25 protein-coding genes, 2 pseudogenes and 1 riboswitch are annotated in these 26,772 nt (G+C 57.3%); of the genes and pseudogenes, 18 read left to right on the top strand and 9 right to left on the bottom strand.

Features of this window, described 5'->3' with window-relative positions; all coding sequences use genetic code 11:
• Positions 1 to 106: 106 nt before the first annotated feature.
• The 4 genes from ODJ80_RS13410 to ODJ80_RS13395 all read right to left on the bottom strand — a co-directional run bounded on the left by ODJ80_RS13410 (position 107) and on the right by ODJ80_RS13395 (position 4,195).
• A complete protein-coding gene (locus ODJ80_RS13410) occupies positions 107 to 823 on the bottom strand; it encodes a flavodoxin (RefSeq protein WP_263042477.1) in 717 nt (238 codons plus the stop codon).
• Positions 824 to 855: 32 nt separating this feature from the next.
• Entirely contained in the window at positions 856 to 2,022 is a 1,167-nt protein-coding gene (locus ODJ80_RS13405; protein WP_263042476.1) for an iron-containing alcohol dehydrogenase, read from the bottom strand.
• A gap of 157 nt (positions 2,023 to 2,179) precedes the next feature.
• Complete coding sequence (locus ODJ80_RS13400; protein WP_442863925.1) at positions 2,180 to 3,061, bottom strand: alpha/beta hydrolase; 882 nt, start codon at positions 3,059 to 3,061, stop codon at positions 2,180 to 2,182.
• A gap of 237 nt (positions 3,062 to 3,298) precedes the next feature.
• The gene (locus ODJ80_RS13395; protein WP_263042474.1) at positions 3,299 to 4,195 is read right to left on the bottom strand and encodes a LysR family transcriptional regulator; all 897 of its coding nucleotides are present in this window, start codon (positions 4,193 to 4,195) and stop codon (positions 3,299 to 3,301) included.
• Between the two features lie 105 nt (positions 4,196 to 4,300).
• Here ODJ80_RS13395 and ODJ80_RS14220 point away from each other — a divergent pair.
• Positions 4,301 to 4,561 (top strand): annotated as a pseudogene (locus tag ODJ80_RS14220) (ABC transporter ATP-binding protein); the annotation flags it as partial.
• Here ODJ80_RS14220 and ODJ80_RS14215 read toward each other — a convergent pair.
• The 4 genes and pseudogenes from ODJ80_RS14215 to ODJ80_RS13375 all read right to left on the bottom strand — a co-directional run.
• A pseudogene (locus ODJ80_RS14215) lies at positions 4,561 to 4,671 on the bottom strand (relaxase/mobilization nuclease domain-containing protein); the annotation flags it as partial. The pseudogenes ODJ80_RS14220 and ODJ80_RS14215 overlap by 1 nt on opposite strands.
• Positions 4,672 to 4,682: 11 nt before the next feature.
• Positions 4,683 to 5,105, bottom strand: a complete 423-nt coding sequence (locus tag ODJ80_RS13385) for a sigma-70 family RNA polymerase sigma factor (RefSeq protein WP_263042473.1) — start codon at positions 5,103 to 5,105, stop codon at positions 4,683 to 4,685.
• Positions 5,106 to 5,254: 149 nt separating this feature from the next.
• Positions 5,255 to 5,950: a riboflavin kinase gene (locus tag ODJ80_RS13380; RefSeq protein WP_263042472.1), complete on the bottom strand. Its 696-nt coding sequence runs from the start codon at positions 5,948 to 5,950 to the stop codon at positions 5,255 to 5,257.
• An 8-nt stretch (positions 5,951 to 5,958) separates the two neighbouring features.
• Positions 5,959 to 6,606 (bottom strand): ECF transporter S component, encoded by a 648-nt coding sequence (locus ODJ80_RS13375; RefSeq protein WP_263042471.1) that lies wholly within the window; start codon positions 6,604 to 6,606, stop codon positions 5,959 to 5,961.
• A gap of 105 nt (positions 6,607 to 6,711) precedes the next feature.
• Positions 6,712 to 6,828, bottom strand: a riboswitch (FMN riboswitch).
• 156 nt (positions 6,829 to 6,984) lie between these two features.
• Here ODJ80_RS13375 and ODJ80_RS13370 point away from each other — a divergent pair.
• Positions 6,985 to 7,614 carry a hypothetical protein gene (locus ODJ80_RS13370; protein WP_263042470.1) on the top strand — a complete coding sequence of 210 codons (630 nt, stop codon included), beginning with the start codon at positions 6,985 to 6,987 and terminating at the stop codon, positions 7,612 to 7,614.
• An 87-nt stretch (positions 7,615 to 7,701) separates the two neighbouring features.
• Here the strand turns inward: ODJ80_RS13370 and ODJ80_RS13365 are convergent, their stop codons facing one another.
• Positions 7,702 to 8,361: a Crp/Fnr family transcriptional regulator gene (locus ODJ80_RS13365; RefSeq protein WP_178863322.1), complete on the bottom strand. Its 660-nt coding sequence runs from the start codon at positions 8,359 to 8,361 to the stop codon at positions 7,702 to 7,704.
• A 359-nt stretch (positions 8,362 to 8,720) separates the two neighbouring features.
• Between ODJ80_RS13365 and ODJ80_RS13360 the strand changes: the two genes are divergently transcribed.
• The 16 genes from ODJ80_RS13360 (at position 8,721) to ODJ80_RS13285 (ending at position 26,740) form a co-directional block, all read left to right on the top strand.
• Entirely contained in the window at positions 8,721 to 9,221 is a 501-nt protein-coding gene (locus ODJ80_RS13360; protein ID WP_178863320.1) for a (2Fe-2S)-binding protein, read from the top strand.
• On the top strand, positions 9,218 to 11,527 hold the full coding sequence (locus ODJ80_RS13355) for a xanthine dehydrogenase family protein molybdopterin-binding subunit (protein WP_263042469.1): 2,310 nt from the start codon (positions 9,218 to 9,220) through the stop codon (positions 11,525 to 11,527). Before ODJ80_RS13360 ends, ODJ80_RS13355 begins: the two co-directional genes overlap by 4 nt.
• Positions 11,524 to 13,875, top strand: a complete 2,352-nt coding sequence (locus tag ODJ80_RS13350; protein ID WP_263042468.1) for an FAD-dependent oxidoreductase — start codon at positions 11,524 to 11,526, stop codon at positions 13,873 to 13,875. The genes ODJ80_RS13355 and ODJ80_RS13350 overlap by 4 nt, the downstream gene beginning before the upstream one ends.
• 109 nt (positions 13,876 to 13,984) lie before the next feature.
• Positions 13,985 to 15,538: a hypothetical protein gene (locus tag ODJ80_RS13345; RefSeq protein ID WP_263042467.1), complete on the top strand. Its 1,554-nt coding sequence runs from the start codon at positions 13,985 to 13,987 to the stop codon at positions 15,536 to 15,538.
• Positions 15,539 to 15,631: 93 nt separating this feature from the next.
• Complete coding sequence (locus ODJ80_RS13340; protein WP_263042466.1) at positions 15,632 to 16,555, top strand: NTP transferase domain-containing protein; 924 nt, start codon at positions 15,632 to 15,634, stop codon at positions 16,553 to 16,555.
• A 15-nt stretch (positions 16,556 to 16,570) separates the two neighbouring features.
• A complete protein-coding gene (locus ODJ80_RS13335) occupies positions 16,571 to 17,668 on the top strand; it encodes a histidine phosphatase family protein (RefSeq protein WP_263042465.1) in 1,098 nt (365 codons plus the stop codon).
• A gap of 10 nt (positions 17,669 to 17,678) precedes the next feature.
• Complete coding sequence (gene xdhC / locus ODJ80_RS13330; protein ID WP_263042464.1) at positions 17,679 to 18,659, top strand: xanthine dehydrogenase accessory protein XdhC; 981 nt, start codon at positions 17,679 to 17,681, stop codon at positions 18,657 to 18,659.
• 84 nt (positions 18,660 to 18,743) lie between these two features.
• A complete protein-coding gene (locus ODJ80_RS13325; RefSeq protein WP_178863308.1) occupies positions 18,744 to 19,769 on the top strand; it encodes a molybdopterin-binding protein in 1,026 nt (341 codons plus the stop codon).
• 4 nt (positions 19,770 to 19,773) lie between these two features.
• A complete protein-coding gene (gene moaC / locus ODJ80_RS13320; RefSeq protein WP_263042463.1) occupies positions 19,774 to 20,262 on the top strand; it encodes a cyclic pyranopterin monophosphate synthase MoaC in 489 nt (162 codons plus the stop codon).
• Positions 20,259 to 21,227, top strand: a complete 969-nt coding sequence (gene moaA, locus ODJ80_RS13315; RefSeq protein WP_263042462.1) for a GTP 3',8-cyclase MoaA — start codon at positions 20,259 to 20,261, stop codon at positions 21,225 to 21,227. The genes moaC and moaA overlap by 4 nt, the downstream gene beginning before the upstream one ends.
• Before the next feature lie 3 nt (positions 21,228 to 21,230).
• A complete protein-coding gene (locus tag ODJ80_RS13310; protein WP_263042461.1) occupies positions 21,231 to 22,166 on the top strand; it encodes an MOSC domain-containing protein in 936 nt (311 codons plus the stop codon).
• Positions 22,167 to 22,243: 77 nt separating this feature from the next.
• Positions 22,244 to 23,176 (top strand): molybdate ABC transporter substrate-binding protein, encoded by a 933-nt coding sequence (modA, locus tag ODJ80_RS13305; protein ID WP_263042460.1) that lies wholly within the window; start codon positions 22,244 to 22,246, stop codon positions 23,174 to 23,176.
• A gap of 86 nt (positions 23,177 to 23,262) precedes the next feature.
• Positions 23,263 to 23,931: a molybdate ABC transporter permease subunit gene (gene modB / locus ODJ80_RS13300; protein ID WP_263042459.1), complete on the top strand. Its 669-nt coding sequence runs from the start codon at positions 23,263 to 23,265 to the stop codon at positions 23,929 to 23,931.
• Positions 23,928 to 24,980 (top strand): sulfate/molybdate ABC transporter ATP-binding protein, encoded by a 1,053-nt coding sequence (locus ODJ80_RS13295; RefSeq protein WP_263042458.1) that lies wholly within the window; start codon positions 23,928 to 23,930, stop codon positions 24,978 to 24,980. Before modB ends, ODJ80_RS13295 begins: the two co-directional genes overlap by 4 nt.
• 340 nt (positions 24,981 to 25,320) lie before the next feature.
• Positions 25,321 to 26,310 (top strand): leucine-rich repeat domain-containing protein, encoded by a 990-nt coding sequence (locus ODJ80_RS13290; RefSeq protein WP_263042457.1) that lies wholly within the window; start codon positions 25,321 to 25,323, stop codon positions 26,308 to 26,310.
• A 43-nt stretch (positions 26,311 to 26,353) separates the two neighbouring features.
• A complete protein-coding gene (locus tag ODJ80_RS13285; protein ID WP_263042456.1) occupies positions 26,354 to 26,740 on the top strand; it encodes a DUF5071 domain-containing protein in 387 nt (128 codons plus the stop codon).
• Positions 26,741 to 26,772 lie beyond the last annotated feature (32 nt).

Here is a 26,772-nt window from a genome sequence, read left to right as displayed (position 1 = left end):
ATCCTTTCCATGGTTGCGGTGCCTCTTTTTTCTGTAATTATACTATACTCCCTCCGGGGAGAGAGCGGAAGTTTCCATTGGTTATGCGGTAGAAACCCTTGGGTTATTACAGCCCCAGTTCCTCAATCCAGCTCTGCACGTCCTCCTGGCTGGCGCTGGAGCGGAACCGCAGGCCTTCCTGCCAGTCGCCGGTGCCGACCATGTCTGCCAGCAGCTGGCCGCTTTCGCCCAGGCCGGAGCTGGAGCTGGTGCAGAAGGGGATCACGGTCTTGCCGGAGAAGTCGTTGGCCTCTACAAAGCCGTCCACAGGCCAGGCGGCGATGCCCCACCAAATGGGATACCCAATGAACACCGTGTCGTACTGATCCCAGTTGTCCACGGTGTCCGCCACCAGCTCCACGTCTCGCAGGGACTCGTTCTCATGTTCCTGATTGACCCGGCTGTTGTCATCGGTCCAGTTCAAATCATCGCTGGTGTAAGGGTCCACAGGTTCCAGCTCAAACAGGTCTCCGCCGGTGCTGTTCGCGATGTATTGGGCCACCTGAGCGGTGTTGCCTGTGGCGGAGTAGTACACCACCAGCACACTGCTGCCAGAGCCGGTATCCTCGGCCTGGGCCTCGCTGCTCACCTCGCTGCTGGAGGGGGCCTGGCTGGAAGCCTCGATCTCAGAGGAGCTGGAAGCCTCGCTGGCAGAGCTTTCCACAGCGGAGGATTCCGGTGTGGCGGAGCTTGCCTGGGAAGAGGAACTGTTCCCGTTTCCGTCACATGCGGTGAGGGAGAGAGCCATCACCAGGGACATAAGTAAAGAAAGCGTGCGTTTCATACATGATTCATTCCTTTCAGTCACAGTCTTTTTTATTCATAACACTCCTGGAAAATCTGATAGATTTCCTGGTGCGTCAGGTGTTTGTAGCTGCCCTGGGAGATAGGGCAGGAATTGGCAATCTCCTTCAGCTGGCACCTTTCCACCCCCAACTCTTTCAAGGTGGCGGGCAGACCCACCTCTTGGATGAAGTCGGCAAGTGCCTCGATGCCCGCCAGGGCCAGCTCCTGGTCGGTTTTGCCCTTTCGGGGAATGGCCCACACGTTCTCGGCAAACTTTACGAACTTGGGCAGCCCTTCTTTATAGATATGCCGGTAGTAGGCGGGGTGGAGCGCCGCCAGGCCAAAGCCGTGGTTGCAGTTTGTGTAGGCCCCCAGCTGGTGCTCCATGCTGTGGCACTGAAAGTCGCAGCGCTTGCCCATTTTCACCAGCCGGTTTTCTCCCAGGGTGGAGTCCCACAGCAGGTTGGAGCGCGCGGTGTAATCCTTGGGGTTCTGGATGGCTGCCCGCAGGTTGCGGATGACGCTTTTCATCAGAGCCTCCATCACGTCGTCGGAGACGTTGTCCTGGTCTGGCTCGCTGAAGTAGGTCTCCATCAGGTGGGAGAGGATGTCGAACCCGCCGGAGACCATCTGTTTCACCGGCACCGAATAGGTGTAGGTGGGGTCCATCAGGGCAAAGCGGGGGTTGAGCTGCGGATAGTCCCGCCCGGTCTTGATTTTCTTTTCCTCGTGGGTGATGACCGCCCCGCCGTTGCACTCGCTGCCGGTGCCTGCCGCGGTGACGATCACCCCCAAAGGCAGGGGCTGGCACCGGATAATCCCAGGCCGCTCCCAGTAGTCCGCCCAAACGTCCCCGTCATACCGGGCCGCTAAAGATACCGCCTTGGCGCAGTCCATCACGCTGCCGCCGCCCACGGCCAGAATCATGTCCACATTGTGCTCCCGGGCAAGCCGGGCGCCCTCCAGCACTTTTTGATAGGTGGGGTTGGGCGAAATTCCCCCAAACTCCACCACGGTTTTCCCGGCGTTTACCAGGATGGAGGTGACCTCCTGATAAATGCCATTTTGTTGGATGGACCCGCCCCAATAGGCCAATAGTATGGTTGCAAAAGGCTTTACCTTGCAGGCCAGATATTCCTTGACACACCCCTGGCCGAAGATGGCCTTGGTGGAATTTTCAAAGATAAAGTTGTTCACGAAAACGCTTCCTTTCTCAAACAGCTCACTGCAAACGCCCTTCTGGAAGGGGGCCGCAGACCTGGCTGCCCGTTTCGCGGCATGGGCCATGGCCGCTGGTTTTTTGATGGCCGCCTTGCGGCCTACGGAGAGATGTTGCCCTGCGCCCCACAAACTTTTACATTTGCTCTTCCCAGAAGGCCACGGCCTGGTCCAGCCAGCCCTCCGCCACCGTGCCGGTGCCCAGGCCGAAGCCGTGGCGCAGGCCGGGGTAATGGTGGAACTCCGTGGGAATGCCCAGGGCGCTCATAGCTTGAAGCCGCCGCTCCATAGTGCGCCAATTGGCGATGCCGTCGTTTTCCCCCACGCAGGCGAAGGTGGGCGGGTCGCTTTCGGTGTAGTCGCTGTGGCCGGTGTACTGCATGATCACCGCCCCTGGCTGGGGCAGGTTGTCCCCGCCAAAGGCCGCTGGGCCGTAAGACCCCAGCCAAGCTGCCATCCGCGCCCCGGCGGAGCCGCCCCACAGGGAGTAGCAGTCCGTGTCCACCTCCAGCTCCTGGGCGTTTTCAAAGATAAAGCTGATGGCCCGGGCCAAATCCTCGCAGGTGGTCTGGGCGCCGGGGCGGTAAATCAAAGCGAAGGCGTTGTAGCCCCGCTTGGAGAGTTCCAAAGCGTGAGGGAAGCTGTCCTGCATGGCCCCCACATAGGCAAAGCCCCCGCCGGCGTTGCACACGGCGAATTTCTCCCCCGGCTCCCCCTTGAAGAAGAACAGCCCCGTGTCCTCCTTCTCCGGGTCGGCGGCTTTTTCCTCGTCGGTGTAGATGTCGTAAAACACCGTCTCCCCGCCGCTCACCCGCTGCCACAGGGTGTTGACGATTTCCACTGTCTCCTCCGGGTCGATGTTGCCGTACCAGGTCAGCTGCAATTCCCCCAGGGTGGAACCGCTGTAGTACCAGTCCTCCACCGGGAACAGCAGCCTGCCGTAGTCCCCAAACACCGGGTCGTTTTTCACGTCCTCTATGGGGGTGTCCGCGGTGAAGGGGCCGCTCTCTCTCACCATGGAAGCTTCCCCTCCTTCCGAGGACGGCGCCTCGCTTTCTACCTGTGTGATGGGCTCCACTTGGCTGAGAGAGCTCTCCGCCGTGGCGCACCCGGTGAGCAGCACCAGCCCCAGGGCCGCCAATGCCGCCGCAATTTTCATGGATTCCACTGCCTTTCTCTTTCTTGCCCTCATTATAAAACAAGAGAGACTTCCGCAGAAGTCTCTCTTCGTTACCAGGTATAAAGCCGAAGGTTATCAGCCAGGGTTCACGGCCTGTTGGACAGCTTTTAAAAACCGTTGAATCTCCGGGGTGGGCTTTGGCGCGTGGAGCAGTCCAAAGGGGATGGTGTAGCCCCAGTCCACGGGCAGAATTTTTAGCAGCGGGTGGACATACCGCCAATTCTCCACGGCCATCAGCAGATAATTGTTGTTTTCACACCGGTTGAACACCCCCACATCATAGAAATCAAAATCCACAATTTGGATTTGGGGGTGGTTCTTCCACAAGTCGTCCCGAAGCTGATCCACATAGTGGCTCCAATCCCGGTGCATCAGCAAGAGCTTTTCCCCATAGAGGTCCTGCACGGTCAGCTGTTCCTTCTGGGCCAAGGGATGGTGGATGGATACCGCGACGCAGATTGGCTCTTTGGTCAGCTCCAGGCCGGCGCAGCGGCGCAGGTTCAGCATGGTTTCGTCAAACACGCCCGCCACCACGTCGATGGTCTGCCCCATATTTCCCAAAATTTCCCTGGCGTTCTCCGGTGTGTTCTCATAGGGCACCAGCTGGAACTTCACGTTGGGGCAGGTCTCCCGGATCTTGGGCCACAGGTCCACCAAAAACTGCGCGGGGGTCATGATGGACGTGCCGATGCGGATGATATGGTCCGTCTCTTCCATAGCGTTTTTGGCCCGGGTGACGGAGTCTTTGCAGTATTGGATGATATATTTTGCGTCCTGATAGAGGGACTTTCCTGCTTGCGTCAGCTGTAGTCCCCGGTGGGTGCGGATGAAGAGCTGCAGCTCCAGATTTTCTTCCAGCAGGTTGACTTGCTTGATCACCGCGGGAGGCGAGATAAACAGCCGCTCTGCCGCTTTGTTGAAGCTGCCCGCTTCCACCACAGAGATAAATGTGTCTAGCTGGGGATTGTACATGCATTGTCCCTCCTTTACTTCATTGTAGGAGAAAAACGGGGCGGATGTCAAGACAGCCGGACCCAGGGTCAGGTTACGGCTCTTATCGGCCCCTCTGGAGGGGGAAAATCCACCGCCAGCCTGGATGTGGAGAACGAAAGCGCCGTCCAAGCCGCTTTGTCCCAGCTGCTCCGGGGTAAAACCGTTCTGGTTATCGCCCACCGGATGCGCACGGTGGCTGGGGCTGACCAAATCGTGGTCCTGGAGGAAGGCCGCGTGGCGCAGAAAGGGACCCCGCAGGAGCTGATGGAACAGGGCGGCCTTTACCGCCATATGGTTGAACTGCAAAGCGAGACGGCAGAGTGGAGGTTTCGCAAAGCACCTTAGCGCAAGGCAGCGTCGGTACAGCGGTGCTTGCAACCGGCTTTCGTGTCGGCTGGCCTGTCCATGTAGGGCAGGAACGGCACTTCCTCAATCCGCAGGCTGTTAATGACGATAGGGGAGAAGTTTACTCATAGTCTTTTCCCTCCATGAGCCGCCGTAACCGCTGCAAGGCAAGCTGGATATGTCGCCCCGCAGTGCTGCGTGTCCGGCCGATATGTACGCTGATCACTCGCTGCGGCTGGCGCAGGAAATAGTAGCGGAAAATTTCTTCCTGTGCCTGCTCCGGTAAGAGGGCAAGGGCGGCGGCAAGTTCCGCATGGTACAGAACGGCGGTCTGGCCGCAAGCGGTAAAAAAATATTCTTCAAGCTGCTCCGGCTCGGCAAGCTGAACAAACTTCTCATTCATCAGATAGTCAAGGGAAACTTCCCGTTCCCACCTCCGGCGCAGCTTCAAAATTATATCTATGGCGGCGTGACGAATGACAACCTTGCAAAAGGCGTTAAATGTGTACTGGATATGCACTTTATAGGCTTCATCTTCGGTCATGGAAATTCCCCCTCTCTGATAATAGTGCGGGGCGGCAGCACTCCTTGCTGTCGCCCCTTGATTGCCTATCTGCAAAGGCGGGCGGGGCTGTCAACGGCGGCGCGGTACGCGCCGTTCATCTTGACCGTTGACTGGCTCGGCTGGCTTTGCTAATCAGAATTAAATTTATAACCATAGCCAACTACTGTTTTTATATATTCGTGTCCTTTACAACGCGGTTTCAACCTTTTGCGTATTTGAAAAACTGTGTTTTCTACTGCGTGTAAATGGTTATTGGTTGGTTCATGCCATATCTTTTCATAGATTTGTTCCTTTGTAAATGTAATTTGAGGCGATAAGTATAGCATGTAAAAGACCTCAAATTCATTTGCTGATAAATACACTTCCTGCTCGCCTACCATTACACAATGTCTTTTGACATCAACATATAAGGCACAATTTGTTTGCTTTAATCCCCAGAATTTTCTGGCTGATAATCTATCAGTTGCAATTTGTTCTATCAGCAAGGATAATTCATTAAATTTCCTGACTTCTCTTATTTTTTTATATAGATAGATAGTCATAGTACGCCCGTATATATCGTTATCAAAATCAAAGATATGAGTTTCGATTGAAATGGCTTTATCGTTATCAAGTGTAGGTCGCATTCCAACATGGGTAACACCATAATATGTCTGACTATCCAATAGGATTTTTGCCACATATACACCTGTTTCTGGTAAAGTCGCGTGTTCGTCCACTTCTATATTTGCGGTAGGTGTCCCAACGTGCTTTCCGATTCCTCGGCCATGCACAACAGTTCCCGTTATTGTATAAATAGGTTCCATATTGTCCTTTTCTTTCATAGCTATCCTCATATAATTCCATTCATTGATAAAATGATTAGAACACAAGTAATAATGATCATAACAGCGAGCAAGATTAACCCATTTCGTTTTTGTTTACTATTTTCTTTCTCCGACACAGCAACATAACCGCTTTTCCTTAAGGCTGTAATTACAGGTTTATATAGCAAAAATGTTATCGCAGCGTTTAACACACTTTTTAATAAATTGAAGGGAAGAAATGCCGGGAGCAGTAATTCTACAACCGCTTCTCTTGGGTATCCCATATAAAGCGGTGTAATCAGGTAATTCCACAACATCATAACTGAAACCGTGGTTACACACCCAACGAAAAGACCAATTACTGCGCCAGAGATAGTCCGCTTTTTCTTATAAATCGCAGAAGCAGTACACGCAAAGGAAACCGTTTGAACAATATTCATAATGCAACCTAAAATTCCCGTGTCACTAACTGTTATCATTTCAATAGTGGCTACAATAACCGATACAATGCAAGAAGTCATCGGCCCCCAAATCAATCCACCTAAAGTAACTATAACGTCCGACGGGTCATATTTCAAAAATAACACGACAGGTATTCTTCCAACGGCCATGATTACATATGTAATTGCACATAGCATACCGATTGTTGTGATTTTTTTAGTTTTGCTGTTCATATGAATTTCCTCCATTGCGTAAAAAATAGCACCTAAAAGGAAATGCCTTTTGGGTGCTAAAAATTTATAGAACGCAAAACATGATGTGGCTGTTTTGAAATCCTATATTATCTTCTTTTATCCAGACTATACTGTTGGTTTTGGAATTGCACCAAATCATGCGTTTTCACGCTCGCGGACTTTACCGCCAATCGGGAATTTCACCCTGCCCCGAAGACACTTCTATTCAGTTGTTCATATCAAGAATACCTCTTATATCGAACATCTGCAATAGTTCTCGAAGATTTCGGAAACATTTCGGAAGTGTGTATGTGTTCTGAAAATAACGGAATAGGGGTGGCTGTCTATCAAATTCTTATGTGTGTTACTTTATCGCACATGAGCATCAACGCCGGGGACGAAACCAACCCCAGCGTGGAGAAAAAGGACCACATCTACACCGAGAACTATATCAAGGCTTCCGGCCTGGATTACATCTTCCTGCGGAACTCCCAGTACGCCGAGGCCATGATTACCAACTACTTCACCTATGTAAAGCTGGACGGCGTGCTGAAGAACAACCAGGGCGACGGCAAGATGGCCTACATCTCCCGAAAGGACTGCGCCAAGGCGGTGGCTTACGCCCTGCACCGGGGCGCCGGGTATGACCACGCCACTCTGAACATCAACGGGCCGGAACTGATGACGATTTCTCAATTTATCGAGTACGGCAACCAGGGCACCGGAAACCATATCACCTACCAGGAGATCACCGATGAGGAGAACTACCAGGTGTTCGACGCCATGGGGGTGCCCCGCACGACGGACGGGCACTTTGAAAAGGGCAGCGAGGCCCCGTATTCCTCCGATGGCATGGTGACTTTCGGGCAGGCGATCCGCGAGGGCAAGATGGATGTGTGGACTGATGATTTCCAGAAGCTCACCGGCCAGCAGCCTTTGACGGTGCTGTATATGTTCCAGCACTCCAGTGACTTCCAGGTGGGGGAGCGCCACTCAAAGGACAACTGAGAGAAAAATAACACAGAAGGGGCGCCCTCTCCAGGGCGCCCCTTCTGTGTTATTTTTGCCCCAGCTTCTGATAAGGGCACTGCGCGCTTACAGCTTTTGATAGGCTTGCAGCTTTTTTTCATCCAAAACAGTGACGAAGCGGTTGCCCGTGTCAATAATCCCCTCTTTGCGCAGCTGGCCGTACATCTTGGCGAGCTGTGCCCGTGAGACATTGATAAAGGAAGCCACCTCCTGCTGAGTCAACAGAATCTTCCCCGTTTCCCGGTACTCGGGAGTGTCCAAAAGCAGCAGCAGAAACGTGGTGAGCCGCAGCATTTGATCAGAGTGGCCCAGGCTTCCCACCATGAAAGCCACCTCCCGCAGGACCTCGCCGTAGTAAACCACCAAGTCATAGCCCAGCTGGGGGTTTTGCAGGATGAGCTTTTTCAAAATATCGGCGGTGAAGGGCAGCACATGCATGTCCACCACGCTGGTGATGCTGACCACCGATTTGTTTTCATCGTCGATACAGTCCATCCCGATCAAAGTGTCCTGCTTCATAAAGTCGATGATCTGCTCGTTGCCGTCACTGGTAGAGATGTAGACTTTGGCCAGTCCATCCAAAATATAGTAAAGCCAGCCGTGGGTGTAGCATTGCGTGCAGAGGTTTTGCCCTTTGGGGACCATCATGGGAGCGGGACAGACGCTTTCAAACAGAGGGCGGTATTTGCGCAGAGAGCCCTCTACAAAAAAGTGAATACTGTTCACAACAGTCACTCCTTGAATTTGTAACACCTTTTATTGCGGCCCCCTTCGGCGTACCTTTCCAAAAAGAAACGCCGAAAGAAGGCGTAATAATGTAATTAATTATTATAACACATAATTACTAAAAAGGCAAGTCATCAGTAGACGGTTTCAGACATTTTTCTTGCTTATATAGAGACGAAAAATTCTTTGGAATGATACTATCCATGTGTACAGCCTGGGGGACGGCTCGTGGTAAAATAACACTAGTTATCCAATGGGATGGGCTACGGTTTTCGTAAGAAAAGCCGGTGCCTGCAAACTGGCGCGGCCTCTTTCCATTGGCTGCGATCCGGCCACTCAAGAGAAAGGAGCAATGTTGGATGAGCAAGGAGCTGACGCTACATATCAATGGGAAGACCTATGAGTTTTCCATTGGACGGAAACTGGGACAGATCCCGGAATCCGAAACGCTGCTGGAAACGCTGAGGGAGCGCCTCGGCCTGACCGGCACGAAGCTTTCCTGTGGGGAGGGGGCCTGCGGCTGCTGCGCTGTGCTGATGGACGGCAAGGCGGTCGCTTCCTGCGTGACCCTGACGGTGGAATGTGAGGGCAAGGAGATCACTACGATCGAAGGCCTGAGCGACCCTGTCACAGGCGAGCTCGATCCCATTCAAGAGGCCTTTTTGGAGCACAGTGCGTTCCAATGCGGCTTCTGCACTCCTGGCATCATCATCGCGGTAAAGTCCTTGCTGAATCAGAACCCCTCTCCCACCGAAGAGGAGATCAAGGAAGCGCTCAGCGGAAATTTCTGCCGCTGCATCAGCCATTACCAGGTGATTGAAGCCGTCCAATCTATCATTAAGGGAGGAGATCAGGCATGAGCGAATTCCGGCATATCGGCAAAGTGCGCCGCCGTCAGGATGGCCGTGCGATTGTAACCGGCAAGGCCCTCTATTGCGACGACCTGCCCATTAAAAACTGCAAATACGCCAAGGTGCTGCACAGCCCCTATCCCCATGCGGAGATCGTGTCCATCGACACCTCCGAGGCGGAGAAACTGCCCGGCGTCATCGGCGTGATGACCTATAAGAACGCTCCCGCTTGGAAGACCGGCGTGCCTGCTCACCGCCCTGTGATGAGCCAGCACCTGCGCTTTGTGGGAGACCCCGTGGCCGCTGTGGCCGCCGAGACTCCGCAGATCGCGGAAGAGGCCCTGGAGCTCATCAAGGTGGAGTACAAAGAGCTGACCCCTGTCTATGACGTGGAGGACGCCATCAAGGACGGCGCCCCCGAAGTCTACCGCGCAGAGGACAATATCGAATCCAAGGGCTATCACTACGACCACAACTGCCTGCCTCCCGGGAGCTGGTTTGAGGGAGACGATCCGCCCTTCTACAAGATTCAGGAAGGCGACGTGGCCAAGGGCCTTGCGGAGAGCGATGTAGTGGTGGAAGGCAAGGTGGCCTATACTTGGACGTTCCCCGGCGCTCCGGAGAGCCCCTTTGTGGCTGCCGGCTGGGAGGATGAAGGCCATGTGAACGTGTGGGCTTCCTCTCAGGGCCCCAACATGGTGTGCCGCCCGCTGGCCTTTACCATCGGCGCCCACATCAACGTCACCACCCCCAACGTGGGTGGCAGCTACGGCAACAAGGACGCTCTGGGCTACATCACCATGCTCACAGTGGCCTTGGCTAAGGTGACCGGCTGCACCGTGAAATATGCCTTGACGAAAGAAGAACACCTGCTGTTCTACGAGCGCCGTTTGGACAACAAGTTCATTGGCAAGATCGGCATTACCAAGGACGGCCGGATCAAGGCCCTGCAGGGCGACTGGCTGGTAGGTACTGGCGCCGGTTCCGAGCTGACCCAGGGCCAGGTGGCTGAGGGCCTGGGCGAGACCCATATCGCCCTGAACAAGTGCCCCAACTGGGACCTGGTCTCCAAGGTGGTCTGCTCCAACAAGATCCCTGTGGGCATCGCCCGCGGCTTCGGCGGCCAAGAGCTGAAGGCCTGTGTGCTGCACCTGCTCAACCGGGCCCTGAAGCAGATTGACATGGACCCGGTCACCTTCTATAAAAAGAACTTCTGCCAGGCTGGCGACCAGTATTACTGGCGTACCGGCCATAAGTACAGCAACCCCGTCATCAACTATGACAAGTGCTTTGACGTGGCGGCTGAAAAGTTCCATTGGTTCGACCGCTGGAAGGGCTGGGGCGTTCCCTCCCGGGTTGAGGGCAACAAGGCCTATGGCGTGGGCTTCAGCCTCCACAGCAGCGGCGACCCCCAGAGTGATGAGACCTTTGCCTATGTCCGCCTGGAGAACGACCAGGTCATGGTGCACTGCGCGGTGTCCCAGTTCGGCAACGGCCAGCGTCTGGCCTTGGCGAAGATTGCCGCGGAAATTTTGAACGTGCCCCTGGAGAATGTGACCATCAACTCCTCCGATACCCGCACCGACCCCGCTGACTTTGGCGCGGCCGGTTCCCGCGAGACCATTACCGCTGGCGGTGCCGTGGGCTCCGCTGCAAAGGCCGCCCGCCAGAAGCTGCTGGAAGAGGCCGCTGAGAAGCTGGGCTGCCAGCCGGATGACCTGGACACCAAGGATATGATGGTGTTCCGCAAGGACGACCCCTCTGTGTGCGTGCCTTGGATCGCCATTTGCCCCATGTATTATTCCATTACTGGCCAGGGTGTGGTGAAGGGTGACTTTAATCACAACAACTGCGTCATGAACTTTGTCGAGGTGGAAGTGGACCTGGAGACCGGCCTTGCCAAGATCACCGACTGCCTGAGCGCTTCGGACGTGGGACAGATCATCAACCCCTTGGAGCTGAAGATGCAGTTTGAGGGTGGCCTGGGATCTGCCGGTATGGACACCGGCCATCTGGAAGAGCTGGTGCTCGACCCCACCATCGGCCGCGTGATGACTCACAATATGATTGATTACAAGTGGCGGCCTTTCAACGAGCTGCCTAAGTTTGACACGGCCATTCTCGAGTCCCGGTGGCCCACGGCGAACCCCTTCGGCGCTATCGGCATTGGCGAAATCACCGGCGCTGCCGGCCCTGCCGCTGTGATGATGGCAGTGGAAAATGCCATTGGCGGCGCAGAAATCAACCAGTATCCCGCCACCCCGGATAGGATTCTGAATGCCATGGGGAAGGCCAAAGGAGGTCTTGGAGAATGAAAAATTTTGAACATCTCAACGCGGCCAGCTTTGAGCAGGCCACGCAGGAATTGAAGAGCTCCAAACGCGGTCAGCCCATTGCCGGCGGCACCGACCTTTTGGGCACCTTAAAGAAGAACATCCTCCCGGAGTCCCCCGACCTGATGGTCAACCTGAAGACCATTCCCAATGCGTCCTATGTTCTGGACCAGGGGGACAAGGTGGCGGTGGGCGCTCTAACCACTCTTTCCGAGGTGGAGTCTGACAGCGCCTTTGCAGGGGAGCTGAAAGCGGTTGCGCAGGCTGCCCACAGTGTGGCCACCCCCATCATCCGCAATACCGCTACCCTGGGCGGCAACCTGTGCCAGGATGTGCGCTGCTGGTACTACCGCTATCCCGATTCCGTGGGTGGGCGCCTCCTGTGCGCCCGCAAGGGCGGCGACCAGTGCTACGCCATTCAGGGCCGCAACCAGTACCACTCCATCATGGGCGGCATGAAAACCCATCACAACGCCTGCTCTGCGGAGTGCCCTGCCGGCACGGATATCCCCGCCTATATGGAGAAGATCCGTGAGAACGATTGGGACGCCGCCGCGGAGATCATCATGCGGGTCAACCCCATGCCCATGCTTACCTCTCGGGTTTGCCCCCACACCTGCCAGTCCGTGTGCAACCAATGTGAGCACGGTGACCCCGTGAGCATCCATTCGGTGGAGCGCGCTGTGGGCGACTACATTTTGGCCAATGCCGGCAAGTTCTACAAAGCCCCCGAAATCTCCACCGGCAAGAAGGTGTCCATTGTGGGCGGCGGCCCTGCCGGCCTTACCGCTGCCTATTACCTGCGCAAGATGGGCCACGAGGTAACCATCTACGAAAAGATGGAAGAGGCTGGCGGCGTGATGATGTACGGCATTCCGGAATATCGCCTGCCCAAGCACTATGTCCGCGACCTGATCACGGCCCTGACCGGCATGGGCATTGTCATTCAGAACAACACGGAAGTGGGCAAGGACATCACCCTGGAGGAAATCAAGGCTGCCAGCGACACGGTTTTCCTGGATACCGGCGCATGGAAGCAGCCCATCCTGGGCATCGACGGCGAGAGCCTGACCCAGTTCGGCCTGAACTTCCTGGTAGAAGTCAAAAAGTTTATGACCAAGCAGATCGGCAAGGAAGTGCTGGTCTGCGGCGGCGGCAACGTGGCCATGGACGTGGCCCTCACCGCCGTGCGTCTGGGCGCCCAGAAGGTTAAGCTGGTCTGCTTGGAGCAGCGGGATGAAATGCCCGCCTCCGCCGAGGAGATCGCCCGCGCCGAGGAAGAGGGCGTGGAGATCTACAACGGCTGGGGCTTGAAGCGGGTCATTTCCGCTGAGGACGGCAGCATCACCGGCTTGGAGAGCATGAACTGCGTCTCCGTCCGGGATGAGAACGGCCGGTTCAGCCCCACTTACGGCGACGAGACCCGGGTGTTCACCTCCGACTGCATCATCCTGGCCACCGGCCAAAAGGTGGACATTGATTTCCTGGGCGATAAGTACAAGGAAGAGCTGAAGAATGCCCGCGGCCTGATTGAGGTGGGCGAACACAAGGATACCCGCGCCCCTGGCATCTACGCTGGCGGCGACGCGGCTTCCGGCCCCTCTGTGGCTATCAAGGCCATCCGCGATGGCGGCATCGCCGCCAAGAGCATGAGCCGTTATATGGGATATCCCATGGAGGCTCCCGCTGCCGGCCATTCCTTCCTGAAGTACGACCCCGAAGGGATCTTTGTCACCAAGGGCGCTGTGGAGAAGGACACCCCCGTTGCGGAGCGCAGCCTGAATGTGGAGGATTCCACCAGCCTGACCATGGAAGAGGCTGCTGCGGAAGCCCACCGCTGCATGAACTGCGGCTGCTATTCGGTCAATGCTTCTGACATGGCCAATGTGATGCTGGCACTGGATGCGGATATCTGCACCACCAGCAAGACAATCCCCGCCTCTACGTTCTTTAGCGCCATGCACTCTGTGGAGCTTTTAGAGCCCGGAGAGCTGGTCACAGAGGTTCAGATCCCCAAGATGCCCGGGTACCGCACCGGCTACCTGAAGATGCGCCTGCGCGAGGCCATTGATTTCGCTATCACTGCGTTGGCCTATGCGTATAAAGAGGAGGACGGCGTCATTGTGGATGCCCGGCTGGTGGCTGGCGGCATTGCGCCGGTGCCCCTGCGGCTGACTGCCGCGGAGCAGGTGCTCGTGGGCAAGAAGCCCACTCCCGCGCTGGCGGAAGAGGCTTTCAAGGCGGCCATGAAGGACGCCTGCCCCATGACGGAAAACAGCTATAAGCTGCAAGAAGTAAAGGCCCAGATTTTCCAGTCCCTGGGATTCTAAAGAGAAATATGCTGTTCGGGGCGGCCGGCAAACAGCCGGCTGCCCCGCGCGGCTTTCCATCAGCTGGTGCCGTAAGGGGAATTCCGCTGGTGGCGTTTGGTGAAAAAGTATGTGTAAGAAGAAAAGTATCACTCCCCTGGATGGGGCAATTGAGCTGGGTGGGGAGGTCTCCGTTTCCCAGCTGATGGAATCACCCCTGCTGCGCCAGGAGGCCAAAGCCTTGGCGGAAGCCCTGGAGCAGGATTGCCGGATGGGGCTGCTGTCCCCCGGCCAGACGGTGGAAAGCCTTTTGCGCCAAGGGGTTTCCTGCCCCAGCTGCGGCCAGGATGAACCCTGTATAAAGGACGGTGGCTGTGTCTGCCATGTCATGGGGCATCCCTGCAGCACGGGCTCTGTGCTGGGAGGTAAACGCTTGGGAGAGCCCTTGTGCTGCCAAGCCTGTCCGGCAGGCGTGGATCTGCCGGGCATCCTCCAGCTTTTACGGGAGGGCTCGGTACTGGAAGCCCAGCGCACCCTGATGAAATTCCTGCCCATGGCTGCCACTGTCTGCCTTGCCTGCGGCAAGTGTACCGGGGCATGTGTCCGAAACCGGGAGGGTGCGCCGGTGGCAGTCCACCGGGTGATGGATTGGCTGGGAAAGACAATCAGCAGCCACCCGGAGATCTTCTTCATCCAGCCTTCGGGGGACAGCAAAAAGTGGATCGCCTTGCAGCGGCCAACCCTTGCAAATCTAACGGCCGCCTATTATCTGCGGCGCATGGGGAACCATGTAGTGGTTTGCCAGTCGGTTCCGGCGGGGGAGGTCCTGGCCCCCTACGGGGAGCGGGCGGCTTCTCTGGCTGGCCCTCTGGGAGAGTATTTGGATGACTTGTCATATATGGGGGTGCTGTTTGAGGAAAACTCCCTGGAGGACTTGCAGCAGGCTTACTCTTTCCATCAGGCGCTCTGCCTGGAGAGGTCTCCCCAGAGAGATTGGGACAGTATGCTGGCAGAGATTCCCTTTGGCGTGGAGGAGGCTCGAAAGCTTAATTTGAGCTATGGCCTCAAGTCCTTCTTGGAACCGGGCGGCAACTTCTGCACGTTTGACAGGGAGGGAGCGGTCCTGCCCCCCGCCTTAGGGGAGGGGCAGGAAACATGCAGCCAGCAAGCTGCTTTGCGTGAGGCGTCGCGCTGTTGGAACTGCAGCTGCTTTGGCGCGGCCGCAGGCAGTGCCAGTGCCGCGCTGCTGATGCTGGAGACAGTGATTCAAACCAGCCAGCGAAGGCTTCGTGCCCAGGATTACTTCTCCCAGGCAGAGCCCTGGCGGCAGCTTAAACCAGAGGAAGCCCTTGCCTGCTTGGAAGTGCCCATGAGCGGGGATTTTTGCAGCGGCTGCCTGCGCCAGGGGGAGATCTCCCTGTGTTATGCATTTTTATTTGAAGGCGGCAGGCTGCAAGTCCTTCGCATGGTCTTTGCGGGCGTAGCGCCGGTGCCCATCCGCGTGACGGCGGCAGAGCGTTGTCTGGCGCAGCAGGAAAAGGCGTCGCTGCAGCCCGCTGCGGCGGCCCATGAGATTATGGAACACATAAGGCCCTCGCTCTGCTGCATGCAGGGCAATGAGGGGAAACCCTTGCAAATGGAAGCCCTGATCCAGCAAAGCCTAGAAGCTGCCCTGCGCAGCTGAGGAAGCGGTTGACAGGGCGTGAATTTGTGGCGGGAAGAGCCAAGCCTGCCCCAGGGGGGCAGGCTGCCTCTTCGCCAGAAATGGAGGAATAGAATGCGGTATGGCGCCGTGATTTTGGCGGCGGGCATTGCCTCACGGATGGGGGATTTCAAGCCCCTGCTGCCCATGGGAGAGGAAAGTGTCATCCAAAACGTGGTGCGGGTTCTGCGCGAGGCGGGCGTTCAGCAAATTGTTGTTGTAACAGGATATCGCAAAGAGGTGCTCGAAGAGCACCTTAAAAATGCAAGCGTTATGTTTGTGCATAACGAACGCTTTGCCCAGACGAAAATGTTCGATTCCGTCAAGCTGGGGCTGGAGGCCCTGGATGCTGCCTGTGAGAAAATTTTATTGACGCCCGCGGACGTCCCCTTGGTGAGAAAGGAGACACTCCAGGCTTTAATGGCCCAGAAAGGGCCCTGTGTCCGGCCGCTGTACCATGGCCGGCCAGGGCACCCGCTGATGCTGGACCACCGGATTGTCCCGGCGCTGAAGCAGTGCTCCGGACGGGAAGGGCTGCGGGGTGCGGTGGAAGAGCTGGGGCTGCCCATTCAGAATGTAGAAGTAGAGGACGAAGGCACGGTTCTGGACATTGACACCCCCCAGGATTACGCGTTGTTGCTGCACAAGCAGGGGGGACGCCGGGTGCGGATGAAAAACCAGCTTGTCATTGGCACCGATGAACTCTTCTTTGGCCCGGGCTCTGCCCAGCTGCTGGAGATGATCGCCTTAACTGGCACCATCACCGCCGCCAGCGAGGCCATGCACATGTCCTACTCGAAAGCCTGGAAAATGCTCAACCAGATCGAGAAGCAGCTGGGGGATAAGATCGTAGTCCGCGTCAACGGAGGATGCGATGGCGGCTACACCTACTTGACAGAGAAGGGCAAGTGGCTGCTGGCTGCTTACAGGGGCATGCAGCGGGAGCTAAAGGAAACAGCGGATGCGCTGCTGGAAAAATACTTTGGAACCACATTTTGAAACAGGGGTGGAAACATGCCGTATGTTTACTTGGTCCGCCACGCCCAGGCGGAGCCCGTGGGCTCCTTTTGCGTGGGCTCCGGGACAGATCTATCCCTGACGGAAGAGGGGGCCCGTTGCGCGGCCGGGCTGCACCGGTGCTTCCAGGGGATGCCTCCGGCGCCGGTGTACGCCAGCCCTCTAAGGCGCAGCGTGGAAACCGCCCGCCTGTTGGCAGGGCCGGATTGGTCCCTTCAAATTCAAGATGACCTGCGGGAGCTGGATATGGGCTGCTGGGAGGGCAAGAGTTTTGCCTCCATTCGGGAGGAGTATCCCCGGCTCTACGCAGCCCGGGGAAGCGACCACGCCCTCCAGCCCCCCGGCGGGGAGAGCTACCCCGCTGCCGCCGCCCGCATGGAACGGGCGTTGAATGCCATTGCAGCGGGCCTGGACAGCCAGGAGGAGCGGGTGGTGGTGTCCCACAGCGGCGCAATGCGCGCTTTCCTGTGCAAGGCCACAGGGACGCCCTACAGCCAGAACCGCACATGGTCCCAGCCTTACGGCTCGGTGGATGTGCTGGAATTTGGCACGGCGGGCTGGAAGCTGCTGGCGGCAGGCGTCTCGCCTTACCGGTGTCCCGATGAAGGGCAAGTCCAAGCCCTGTGGAAAGAATACGGCGCCGGGCAGCAGGCCCAGCTTCATTGCCGTGCTGTGGCAGAAAAAGCGGTCCAATTGTGCAGAAGCCTGGCGGCTGCCGGCTGGACATTGGATGAGGAGCTGCTTTGCGCCGCGGCCCTCCTGCACGACCTGCGCCGCCAGGAAAAGCAGCACGCCCAGGCGGCGGCGCGGCTCCTGCGGCAAAAGGGGTACTTCCGGGCCGCCGCCGTGGTGGCCGCCCATGAAGGCCCGGATGACGCGCCTCAGCTCAATGAGGAAGGGCTCCTCTACCTGGCGGACAAGCTGGTTCAAGGGCAGCGGGAAGTGGGTCTGGAAGCCCGTTTTGCCGCAAGCCGGGAAAAGTGCCGCTCCGCCGAAGCCCTGCAGCAGCATGAACGGCGGCTGCGGCAGGCCCGCCTGTTGGAGGCCATGGTCCGAGAACGTGTAGACAGCAAGGATAGATCGAAGGGGATGTGATACGATGCGTGTGGAAGAGACAATGGAATGGCTCCGCCAGCTGGAGACCCTGGCCCGCCAGAGGATGGACGCTGTTCTCGTGCTGGCGGTGGAGCGCAAGGGTTCCACGCCGGGGGCCTTTGGGGCCAAAATGCTGGTGACAGCAGAGGGCCGGGTGTACGGCACCATTGGAGGCGGCCAGATGGAGTACCACTGCGAGCAGCTGGCACGAGAGCTTATTTCTCAAAGGCGTTCCAGCCTGGAGCACCTTGCGCTGAATCCGGAGGGCCCGGGAGAGCTGGGGATGATCTGCGGCGGCGATGTGACCGTGTGGTTCCAGTATCTCCCCAGAGCCCGGTTGCCGGTGGAGGAGGGAACGGGCGCCTCCTACCTGGTATTGGAGCAGGATGCCAACGGCCAAGGCCGGGCCCGCGTCTGCGGCGCCTCCGCCGTGCCGGACAAAAAGGCATCCGGACGCCTGACAGAGCTGCCGCAGGGCGGCTTCCGCTATGTGGAACGCCTGGAAAGCCCGCGAGAGGTCTATATCTTCGGCGGGGGCCACATCGCCCAGGCCCTGGTGCCGGGCTTGGTGAAAACCGGTTTCCGCTGTCATGTGTTTGATGACCGGGAGGAGTACGCTTCGGCCCAGGTCTTTCCCCAGGCGGTGGAAGTGGCCAAGGTGGAAATGGAGCATTTGGAGGAAATCAGCGGGCGCATCACAGCTGAGGACTTTGTCTGCGTGATGACCCATGGCCACCGGCACGACCACGCAGTGGTAAGCCAGGTGCTGCGCACGCCGGCAGCTTATATTGGCGTGATCGGCAGTGCGAAGAAAGCCGCTGCCAGCCGGGAGAAGCTCCAACAGGAGGGGTTCGGCCCGGGGGACCTGGCGCGCATCGTCACCCCCATCGGCCTGGCCATTGGGGCTGAAACGCCGGAGGAGATTGCCGTCAGCATCTTGGCCCAGCTCATTGAGAAACGGGCCCAGCTGCGGACAGGAGAGGTGCGTTGAACGCGCCATAGAAGGTAAAATGCCGCGGGGGAAAGGGGCATCCCTTCAGCCCCGCAAAAAGCCATTTGCAAGGAGTAAAGAATTGTGAAGTTGATTCGCACAGAAGACGCGGTAGGGCAGGTGCTCTGCCATGATATCACCCAGATCATCCCCGGTGTGGTGAAAGACGCGGTGTTCCGCAAAGGGCACATCGTGCAGCCGGAAGATATCCCTGTACTGCTCAGCGTGGGGAAGGACCACCTGTATGTGTGGGAAAATGACGAGACAAAGCTCCATGAGAACGACGCGGCAGAGATTTTGCGGCAGATCTGCCAAGGGGAACATATGCATGCCACCCAGCCCAAAGAGGGAAAAATCGAGCTCATTGCGGACTGCGACGGCCTTTTCCTGGTGGACGTGGACCGGCTGCGGGCGGTGAACGGCTTGGGGGAGATTGTCATTGCCACCCGCTCCAGCGGCTTTGTGGTGAAAAAGGGGGATAAGCTCTGCGGCACCCGTGTCATCCCTTTGGTGATCGACAAGGAGAAGATGGAGAGGGCCCGCCAGGCGGCGGGGCAGGAGCCCCTGCTGCAGCTGCTGCCCCTGCAGCCTAAAACTTACGGTGTGGTCACCACGGGCAACGAGGTGTTCTATGGCCGCATCACGGATAAATTCACCCCTGTGCTGGAAGAAAAGCTGCAAGAGTACGGTTGCCGGATGGCCGCCCACCAGGTGCTGGGGGACGACCCTCAGGCCATCACCGCCGCCATCCAAAAAATGCTGGATGATGGCTGTCAGATGGTGTTCTGCACGGGCGGCATGAGTGTGGACCCGGATGACCGCACGCCCTTGGCCATCCGCAACACAGGGGCACGTGTGGTGAGCTATGGGGCGCCAGTGCTGCCAGGGGCCATGTTCCTGGTGGCCTACACGGAGGAGGGCCGGCCTGTCTGCGGGCTGCCTGGGTGTATCATGTACGCCAAGCGCACCATTTTCGACTTAGTGCTGCCCCGCTTGCTGGCAGGGGTGCCTGTCACAGAGGAGTGGCTGGCAGGGTTGGGCAACGGAGGCCTGTGCCTGAATTGTCCCGAATGCCATTTCCCCAACTGCGGCTTTGGCAAGGGAGTGTGAGGATATGGGAGAGCAGTTTACCCATGTGGACCCGGCGGGCAATGCCCGTATGGTGGACGTGAGCGAAAAGGATGTCACCCACCGCACAGCCGTGGCGGAGGGCTTCATCACCATGAGCCCTCCGTGCTTTGCCATGGTGAAAGAGGGGCGCGCCAAGAAAGGGGACGTGCTGGGCGTGGCCCAGGTGGCCGGTATTATGGCCACAAAGCGCACTGCGGACCTCATCCCTTTGTGCCACGTCTTAGCGTTGACTAAAAGCCAGGTGGAGTTCACCCTGCTGGAGGAGCGCCATACCATTCGGGCCCGGTGCACGGTCAGCTGTGATGGCAAGACTGGGGTGGAGATGGAGGCCCTCACCGGGGTTTCGGTGGCCCTGCTGACCGTGTACGACATGTGCAAAGCCGTGGACAAGCGCATGGTCCTTTCCGATATCCGCCTTCTGGAGAAGCACGGGGGCAAAAGCGGCGACCTGTGCTTTGAGGCGGCGCTATGAAGGACCAGTTCGCGCGCACCATCAACTATATCCGCTTTTCCATCACAGACCGGTGCAACCTGCGCTGCACCTACTGCATGCCCAACGGGGTGGCGTTAGAGCGCCATGAGGACCTGCTCTCCTACGAGGAGTTCCTCCAAGTGGCCCAAGCGGCAGTGGAGCTGGGCATCACCCGGTTCAAGGTGACCGGCGGAGAGCCGTTGGTACGCCGGGGCTGCGTGGAGTTCCTTCGGCGGCTGAAAGCTCTTCCTGGGGTGGAGCAGGTCACCTTGACCACCAACGGCGTGCGGTTGGCCCCTTTGGCCCCCGAGCTGGCCGCAATGGGCCTGGACGGAGTAAATATCAGTCTGGATGCCGCCGATCCCACCGCCTTTGCAAACATCACGGGGGTGGACTGTTACCGCCAGGTGCAGGAAGGGATTGAAGCAGCCCTGACGGCAGGTTTGAAAACAAAGCTGAACTGCGTGCTTTTGCCGGGCTGTGAGCCCCGGCTGCCCGCTTTGGCCGAATTGGCGGCCCATCGCCCCTTGGATGTGCGGTTTATCGAGGTCATGCCCATCGGGGAGGGAGCTTGGAACGCTGGCCCCACCCGAGAGGCAGCCTTGAACATCCTGCGGGCCCGCTGGCCGGACCTGCGTCCTGTGCAGGAGGTGCGTGGAAACGGCCCCGCCCACTATTACGCCAGTTCGGGATTGCGAGGCCGCATTGGAATGATTGACGCGGTCAGCCACAAGTTTTGTGAGGGGTGCAACCGGGTCCGGCTTACCAGCACAGGGCTTTTGAAGCCCTGCCTGTGCTATGGGGAGGGCGTGGACCTTCGGGCGGTGCTGCGGGGGCCCCAGCCCACGGGAGAAGCTTTGAAAGAGGTCTTGCGCCAGGCGGTTTGGAAGAAACCCCGTGCCCACTGTTTTGACAACGCACAGGCCATTACAGAACAACACTCTATGAGTGAGATTGGAGGATAAAACATGGGAAAAGTCATTGCCATCTGTACCAGCCCGGTCCGGGGGACCCAAAAGAAGCCAGTGCCTTCCGCGCGGTTCACGGTGGATTGGGGCATTGAAGGCGACGCCCATGGCGGCCGTTGGCACAGGCAGGTCAGCCTGCTTTCGGCGGATAAGATAGAGGCGTTCAACGCCCGGGGCGCCAACGTGCAGCCCGGTGCTTTTGGAGAAAACCTGGTGGTTGAGGGATTTGATTTCCGGTCCCTTCCAGTGGGCACCCTGCTGCGCTGCGGCAGCGTGCTGCTGGAGATGACCCAGATCGGCAAGGAGTGCCACAGCCACTGTGAAATTTATAAAAAGATGGGGGAGTGCATCATGCCCCGGGAGGGTGTGTTTGCCCGGGTGTTGGTCCCCGGCGAAATCCATGTGGGGGACGAGATGGTCCTGGAGCCCCGCACCGCTCCCCGCCCCTGGCAGGCCGCTGTGGTCACTCTCAGCGACAAAGGCGCCAGAGGGGAGAGGAAGGATGAAAGCGGCCCCGCCATCGCCCGCCGCCTGGAAGAGGCAGGCTATGAAGTGGTGGAGCAGCTCCTGCTGGCGGATGAGGCCGGCGCCCTGCGCGCCCAGTTGATCCGCCTGGCTGACCAGCGCCAGCTGGATTTGATTCTGACCACCGGCGGCACGGGATTTGGCCCCCGGGATATCACGCCGGAAGCCACTTTGGCAGTAGCGGATCGCACGGCCCCCGGCATTGCAGAAGCCATGCGGGCGGCCTCTCTGGCCATCACGCCCCGAGCCATGCTTTCCCGCGGGGTGTCGGTCCTTCGGAAAAAGACCCTGATCATCAACCTGCCCGGAAGCCCCAAGGCCTGTATGGAGTGTATGGATGTCTTTATGGATACCATCCCCCACGCGATGGGCCTTCTGCGTGGTGAGGTGCAGGATTGCGCGCGGCATTGACCGCGTTGACTTTGTTATAAGCGTGTAAATCCACGTTTATAAAATACAATCCCCTAAACGGGGAAAGGAGAAAAGACATGAAACACACAAAGCTATTTTCAATCCTGCTGGCCTCTGCTCTGGCACTCAGCCTGACCGCCTGCGCCGGCACGCCCGCAACGTCTTCTTCCGAGCTGCCGGATAGCAGCGCTTCTCAGCCAGAGAGCAGCGCCTCTCAGTCGGAGAGCTCTGTGGCGGAATCTTCCGCCAGCGCGGAGGAGCAGTCCTCTTCCGGCGGGGAGATCATTGTGTTCGCGGCCGCATCTATGACGGACACGCTGACGGAGATCAAGGAGACCTATGAGGCTGCGAACCCCGGAGTCACTATCACCTACAATTTCGACTCTTCCGGCACGCTGAAGACCCAGATCGAAGAGGGCGCCGCCTGTGACCTGTTTATCTCTGCGGGCCAGACCCAAATGGACCAGCTGGACATCGAAGCGGACTCTTCCGTGAATACGGATGGCTTGGATTATGTGGACAGCGCCACGCGCATCGACCTGCTGGAAAATAAGGTCACCCTGTGTGTGTCAGATGACAACCCCAAGGGGATCGAAAGCTTTGACGACTTGGCAGCTGCCTTCCAGCAGGGGGACCTGCTGTTCTGCATGGGCAACAGCGACGTGCCCGTGGGCCAGTACACCCAAAGCATCCTGCAATACTATGACCTGGATGAAACAGAGCTTGCCAACGCCGGCCTGATCACATACGGCTCCAACGTGAAGGAAGTCACCACGCAGATCAAGGAGAACAGCGTGGACTGCGGCGTGGTCTACTGCACAGACGCCTTTAGTGACGGGCTGACTGTGGTGGACACTGCCACTGAGGATATGTGCGGCCAGGTAATTTATCCCGCCGCTGTGTTGAAGGATGCGCCCAATCAGGAAGCGGCCCAGGCCTTCCTGGATTATTTGACCACCGACGAGGCGATGGCCGTGTTTGAAGAAGTTGGTTTCTCGCCTGTTGCGTGACAACCCATACCCCGTTGAACTGCCAGGCTCTCAAGCGGATGGCGAAAGGACCAATGGCTTGAAGCTGGCTTGTGAGGAATGTTGCGATGGATTGGTACCCTCTTTGGAACTCGCTGCGCATTGCGGCCATCAGCAGCGTATTGGTGTTCTTTTTGGGCATTGCAGCCGCCTATTACGCTGCCCGGCTTCCCCGGACAGTCAAAGGCATTTTAGATGTGGTGCTCACCCTGCCCATGGTGCTGCCCCCCACGGTTTGCGGCTATTTTTTGCTGGTGCTGTTTGGCACGAAACGGCCGCTGGGCGTGTTTTTGGCCCAGTTTGGCATCCAATTTGTCATGACCTGGTATGGGGGCATACTGGCCGCGTTGGTGGTGGCCTTCCCGTTGATGTACCGCACAGCGCGGGGTGCTTTTGAAAGCTTTGACCCCACCCTGGCATCTTCGGGCCAAACGCTGGGCCTGTCAAATACCTATATTTTCTGGCGAATCCGCATGCCAGCCTGCCGCCAAGGCATTTTGGCAGGTGCCGTGCTGGCCTTTGCAAGGGCGCTGGGGGAGTATGGCGCCACCAGCATGCTCATCGGCTATACCCCCGGGCGGACCGCCACCATTTCCACCACCGTCTATCAGCTTTGGCGCACCAATAATGAGATGGGGGCACTGCGGTGGGTGCTGGTCAACCTGGCCATCAGCACCGTGGTGTTGCTGGCTGTAAACTTGCTGGAGGACCGGCAGAAGAAGGCGGTGAAAAAATGAGCTTACAGGTGGATATCCATAAAAAGCTGGGAGCCTTCACCTTGGACGTGGCCTTGGAGGCAAGCGTGGAAAAGCCGGAGGTGCTGGGCCTGCTGGGCGCCTCTGGCTGCGGAAAAAGCTATACGTTAAAGTGCATTGCCGGTATCGAAACACCGGATAAGGGCCGAATTGTGTTGGATGGGGAGACGCTGTTTGACTCGGAAAGGGGCATCAACCTTCCGCCCCAAAAGCGGCGGGTGGGGTACTTGTTTCAAAACTACGCCCTTTTCCCCAACATGACCGTGCGGCAGAACATCCTGTGCGGGCTTCGCTGGGAGAAAAATAAGCAGGCCCGAGAAGAGGAGCTGCAGCGGGTGCTGGCGCTCCTCCGTTTGGAAGGGCTGGAGAAACACCGGCCTTACCAGCTTTCGGGAGGTCAGGCCCAGCGGGTGGCCTTGGGACGCATTCTGGTCAACCGCCCGCGCCTGCTGATGCTGGATGAGCCCTTCAGCGCCTTGGACAGCCACCTAAGGGACAAGCTGCAGCTGGAGCTGCAGGAGCTGCTGGCGGGGTTTGGCCGTCCTGTTCTGCTGGTCACCCACAGCCGGGACGAGGCCTACCATCTATGCAATCGCATTGCTGTGCTGGATGAGGGGCACCTGCTGACGCTGCAAGAGAAGAAAGAGCTGTTTGCCAATCCCGGCAGCATCCGCGCGGCCTCTCTTACAGGCTGCAAGAACATTGCCCCGGCCCGGAAGGCCGGCGAATATGAGGTAGAGGTGCCCGATTGGGGAATCCGCCTCACCACAGCGCAAAGAGTGGGAGAGAATGTGAAGGCGGTGGGCATCCGCGCCCATTACTTCAATGCCAAGTCCGCCCAAAACCGGGCCGCTGTGGAGTATCTGCGGGAGATGGAAGAGCCCTTTGAATGGATTGTGGAGTTCCGGTGGCGCACACAAAAGCCCGGCACCGCGCCGCTGTGGTGGCGGGTCCCCAAGGACCGACGCCCCGCCAGCTTTCCGGAAGCCTTTGGCATTGCGCCCGCCAATGTGCTGCTGCTTTACCAATAAAAAATCAAAAACAGGAGAGTACAGCCTTGCGCTGTGTGCACTTGTCAAGAGAAAGTAGACACTAAAAAGAATATTTATCAGAAGCCCCGTTCGGTTTTGAACTGAACGGGGCTTCTGTAGCCCAAGGCAGCGGCCGGACTTGGAAGAAGTTCCCTGTGCCAAACCTCCTTCGATATAAAAAGTCCTTGCGAACCTCTTGCTCCCCAGGAACTTGATTTGCCGAAACTTACCCTGCTATAATAGTGGCGCAGAAGTGTTTTTCCGCTCGGCGGACAAGGAACATTGCAAAAGAGATCACAGAAGGCGCTAAGCAGCGCAAAACCATGAAGAGGTGACACTTTTGGATAATTGCGCTATCGTCAATGATTTTGGCGTCAGAATCGTCGATAACTTTGGCTTCACGATCGGCGATTCAAAAAGAGAATTCGACGCTCTCATCGTGAAATGTCCTGGAGAATCAGATTGCCATACACCGCAGTTTGATGTTCCGCTTCACACTCGTGAGGAGTACATCCAATACATCCAAAGCCGCCAGCTGGAGAAGGCAACCGTCATCCTCAAAGATATTTCCTGGTTACCCCAGTGCCCTTCCTTAAAGGATCTGGTGATCATTCCTTCTGAGCAAGCGGCAGGGAATTTTGATTTCTCTCCGCTGTATGAGATGCCGGAGATTCGCTCTCTGGAGTGCCGTACCCAGTATGGAGAGTGGGATCAATTCTTGAATGAAATAGACTATTCCCGGGTTCCTGGGTTAGTCAATTTAGTGGTGGAAGTCAATAAAGGAACCAAGAACTTTCAAAATGTAGAAACCTTAAAACAGCTCTATACCACGCGGTACCGCAGTCCCAGCCGGGATGTAACACAGCTTTTTTCCAGCAAGGAACTTACGTGTTTGAGTTTATTTATGAGCAATATCCAGTCGATAGACGGCGTGGAAAAAGCGCCGGGGCTGCAGTGCCTTGAGCTTTCGTATGATCGTTCTTTGAGGGATATTTCTGCTTTGGAGAAGATCAAGGACACATGCAGGGTGCTTTACATCGAGAATTGCGCCAAAATAACCGATTTTACCGTGTTAGAGGAAATGGAAAATTTAGAGTATCTCTGGCTGACAGGCAGCAATTCCCTTCCCGACCTGCGGTTTCTCAAAAAGATGAAGAGGCTCAAAACCTTTATTTTGGACATGAACGTGTTGGACGGGGACCTGACCCCATGCCTAGACATCCCCTACGTCACTTGCGGCAGGGACCGCCGGCACTATAATCTAAAGGACAGCGCCCTTCCCAAAGGAAAAATTTACAGGCCCGAGGAAGAACTGGGCTTGTGGCGGTGAGCAAAGGGCTGTTCAGGGATCAAAACGGAAAGGATGATGAAAAATGGCGGACATAGACTACATTATGGACCTACTGGATTGGAATAGGACCGAGGAAGAGCAAGCGGAGGGATTGCGGCTTGCCCGGCAGGTCAAAGCCTTCAATGTGTTTTTGCAGCCGTGTGATAAACGAAACAATAAAAATGTGTGGGATAACTGCGCACTTATTGTGTCCGAAAAAGAGGATGCCATTTTAGAACCTTATTTGCCTTACTTGTTTGCGTGGATCCAGGATTTGAACTGGCCGGGGGCTTGGCGTATCTTTGAGCGCTTACAAGAATATAAGAAAGAAGGAATGTATGATTTTGGATGGCAAGAAATATATGCCTGCGCAAAAGCGTTGGAAGATGAAGTGTGGATGGGAAATCTAAAGATGGTGCGGCATACTTAATTTCCTCTTTGCTCTAGGTTCTGCTGCTAACA

Origin of the sequence: Acutalibacter sp. LFL-21 (assembly GCF_025630755.1) — a bacterium.
Classification (GTDB): Bacteria; Bacillota; Clostridia; order Oscillospirales; family Acutalibacteraceae; genus Acutalibacter; species Acutalibacter stercoravium.
Note: the sequence above shows the minus strand (reverse complement) of the source record. Positions and strands in the feature narration are given on the sequence as shown.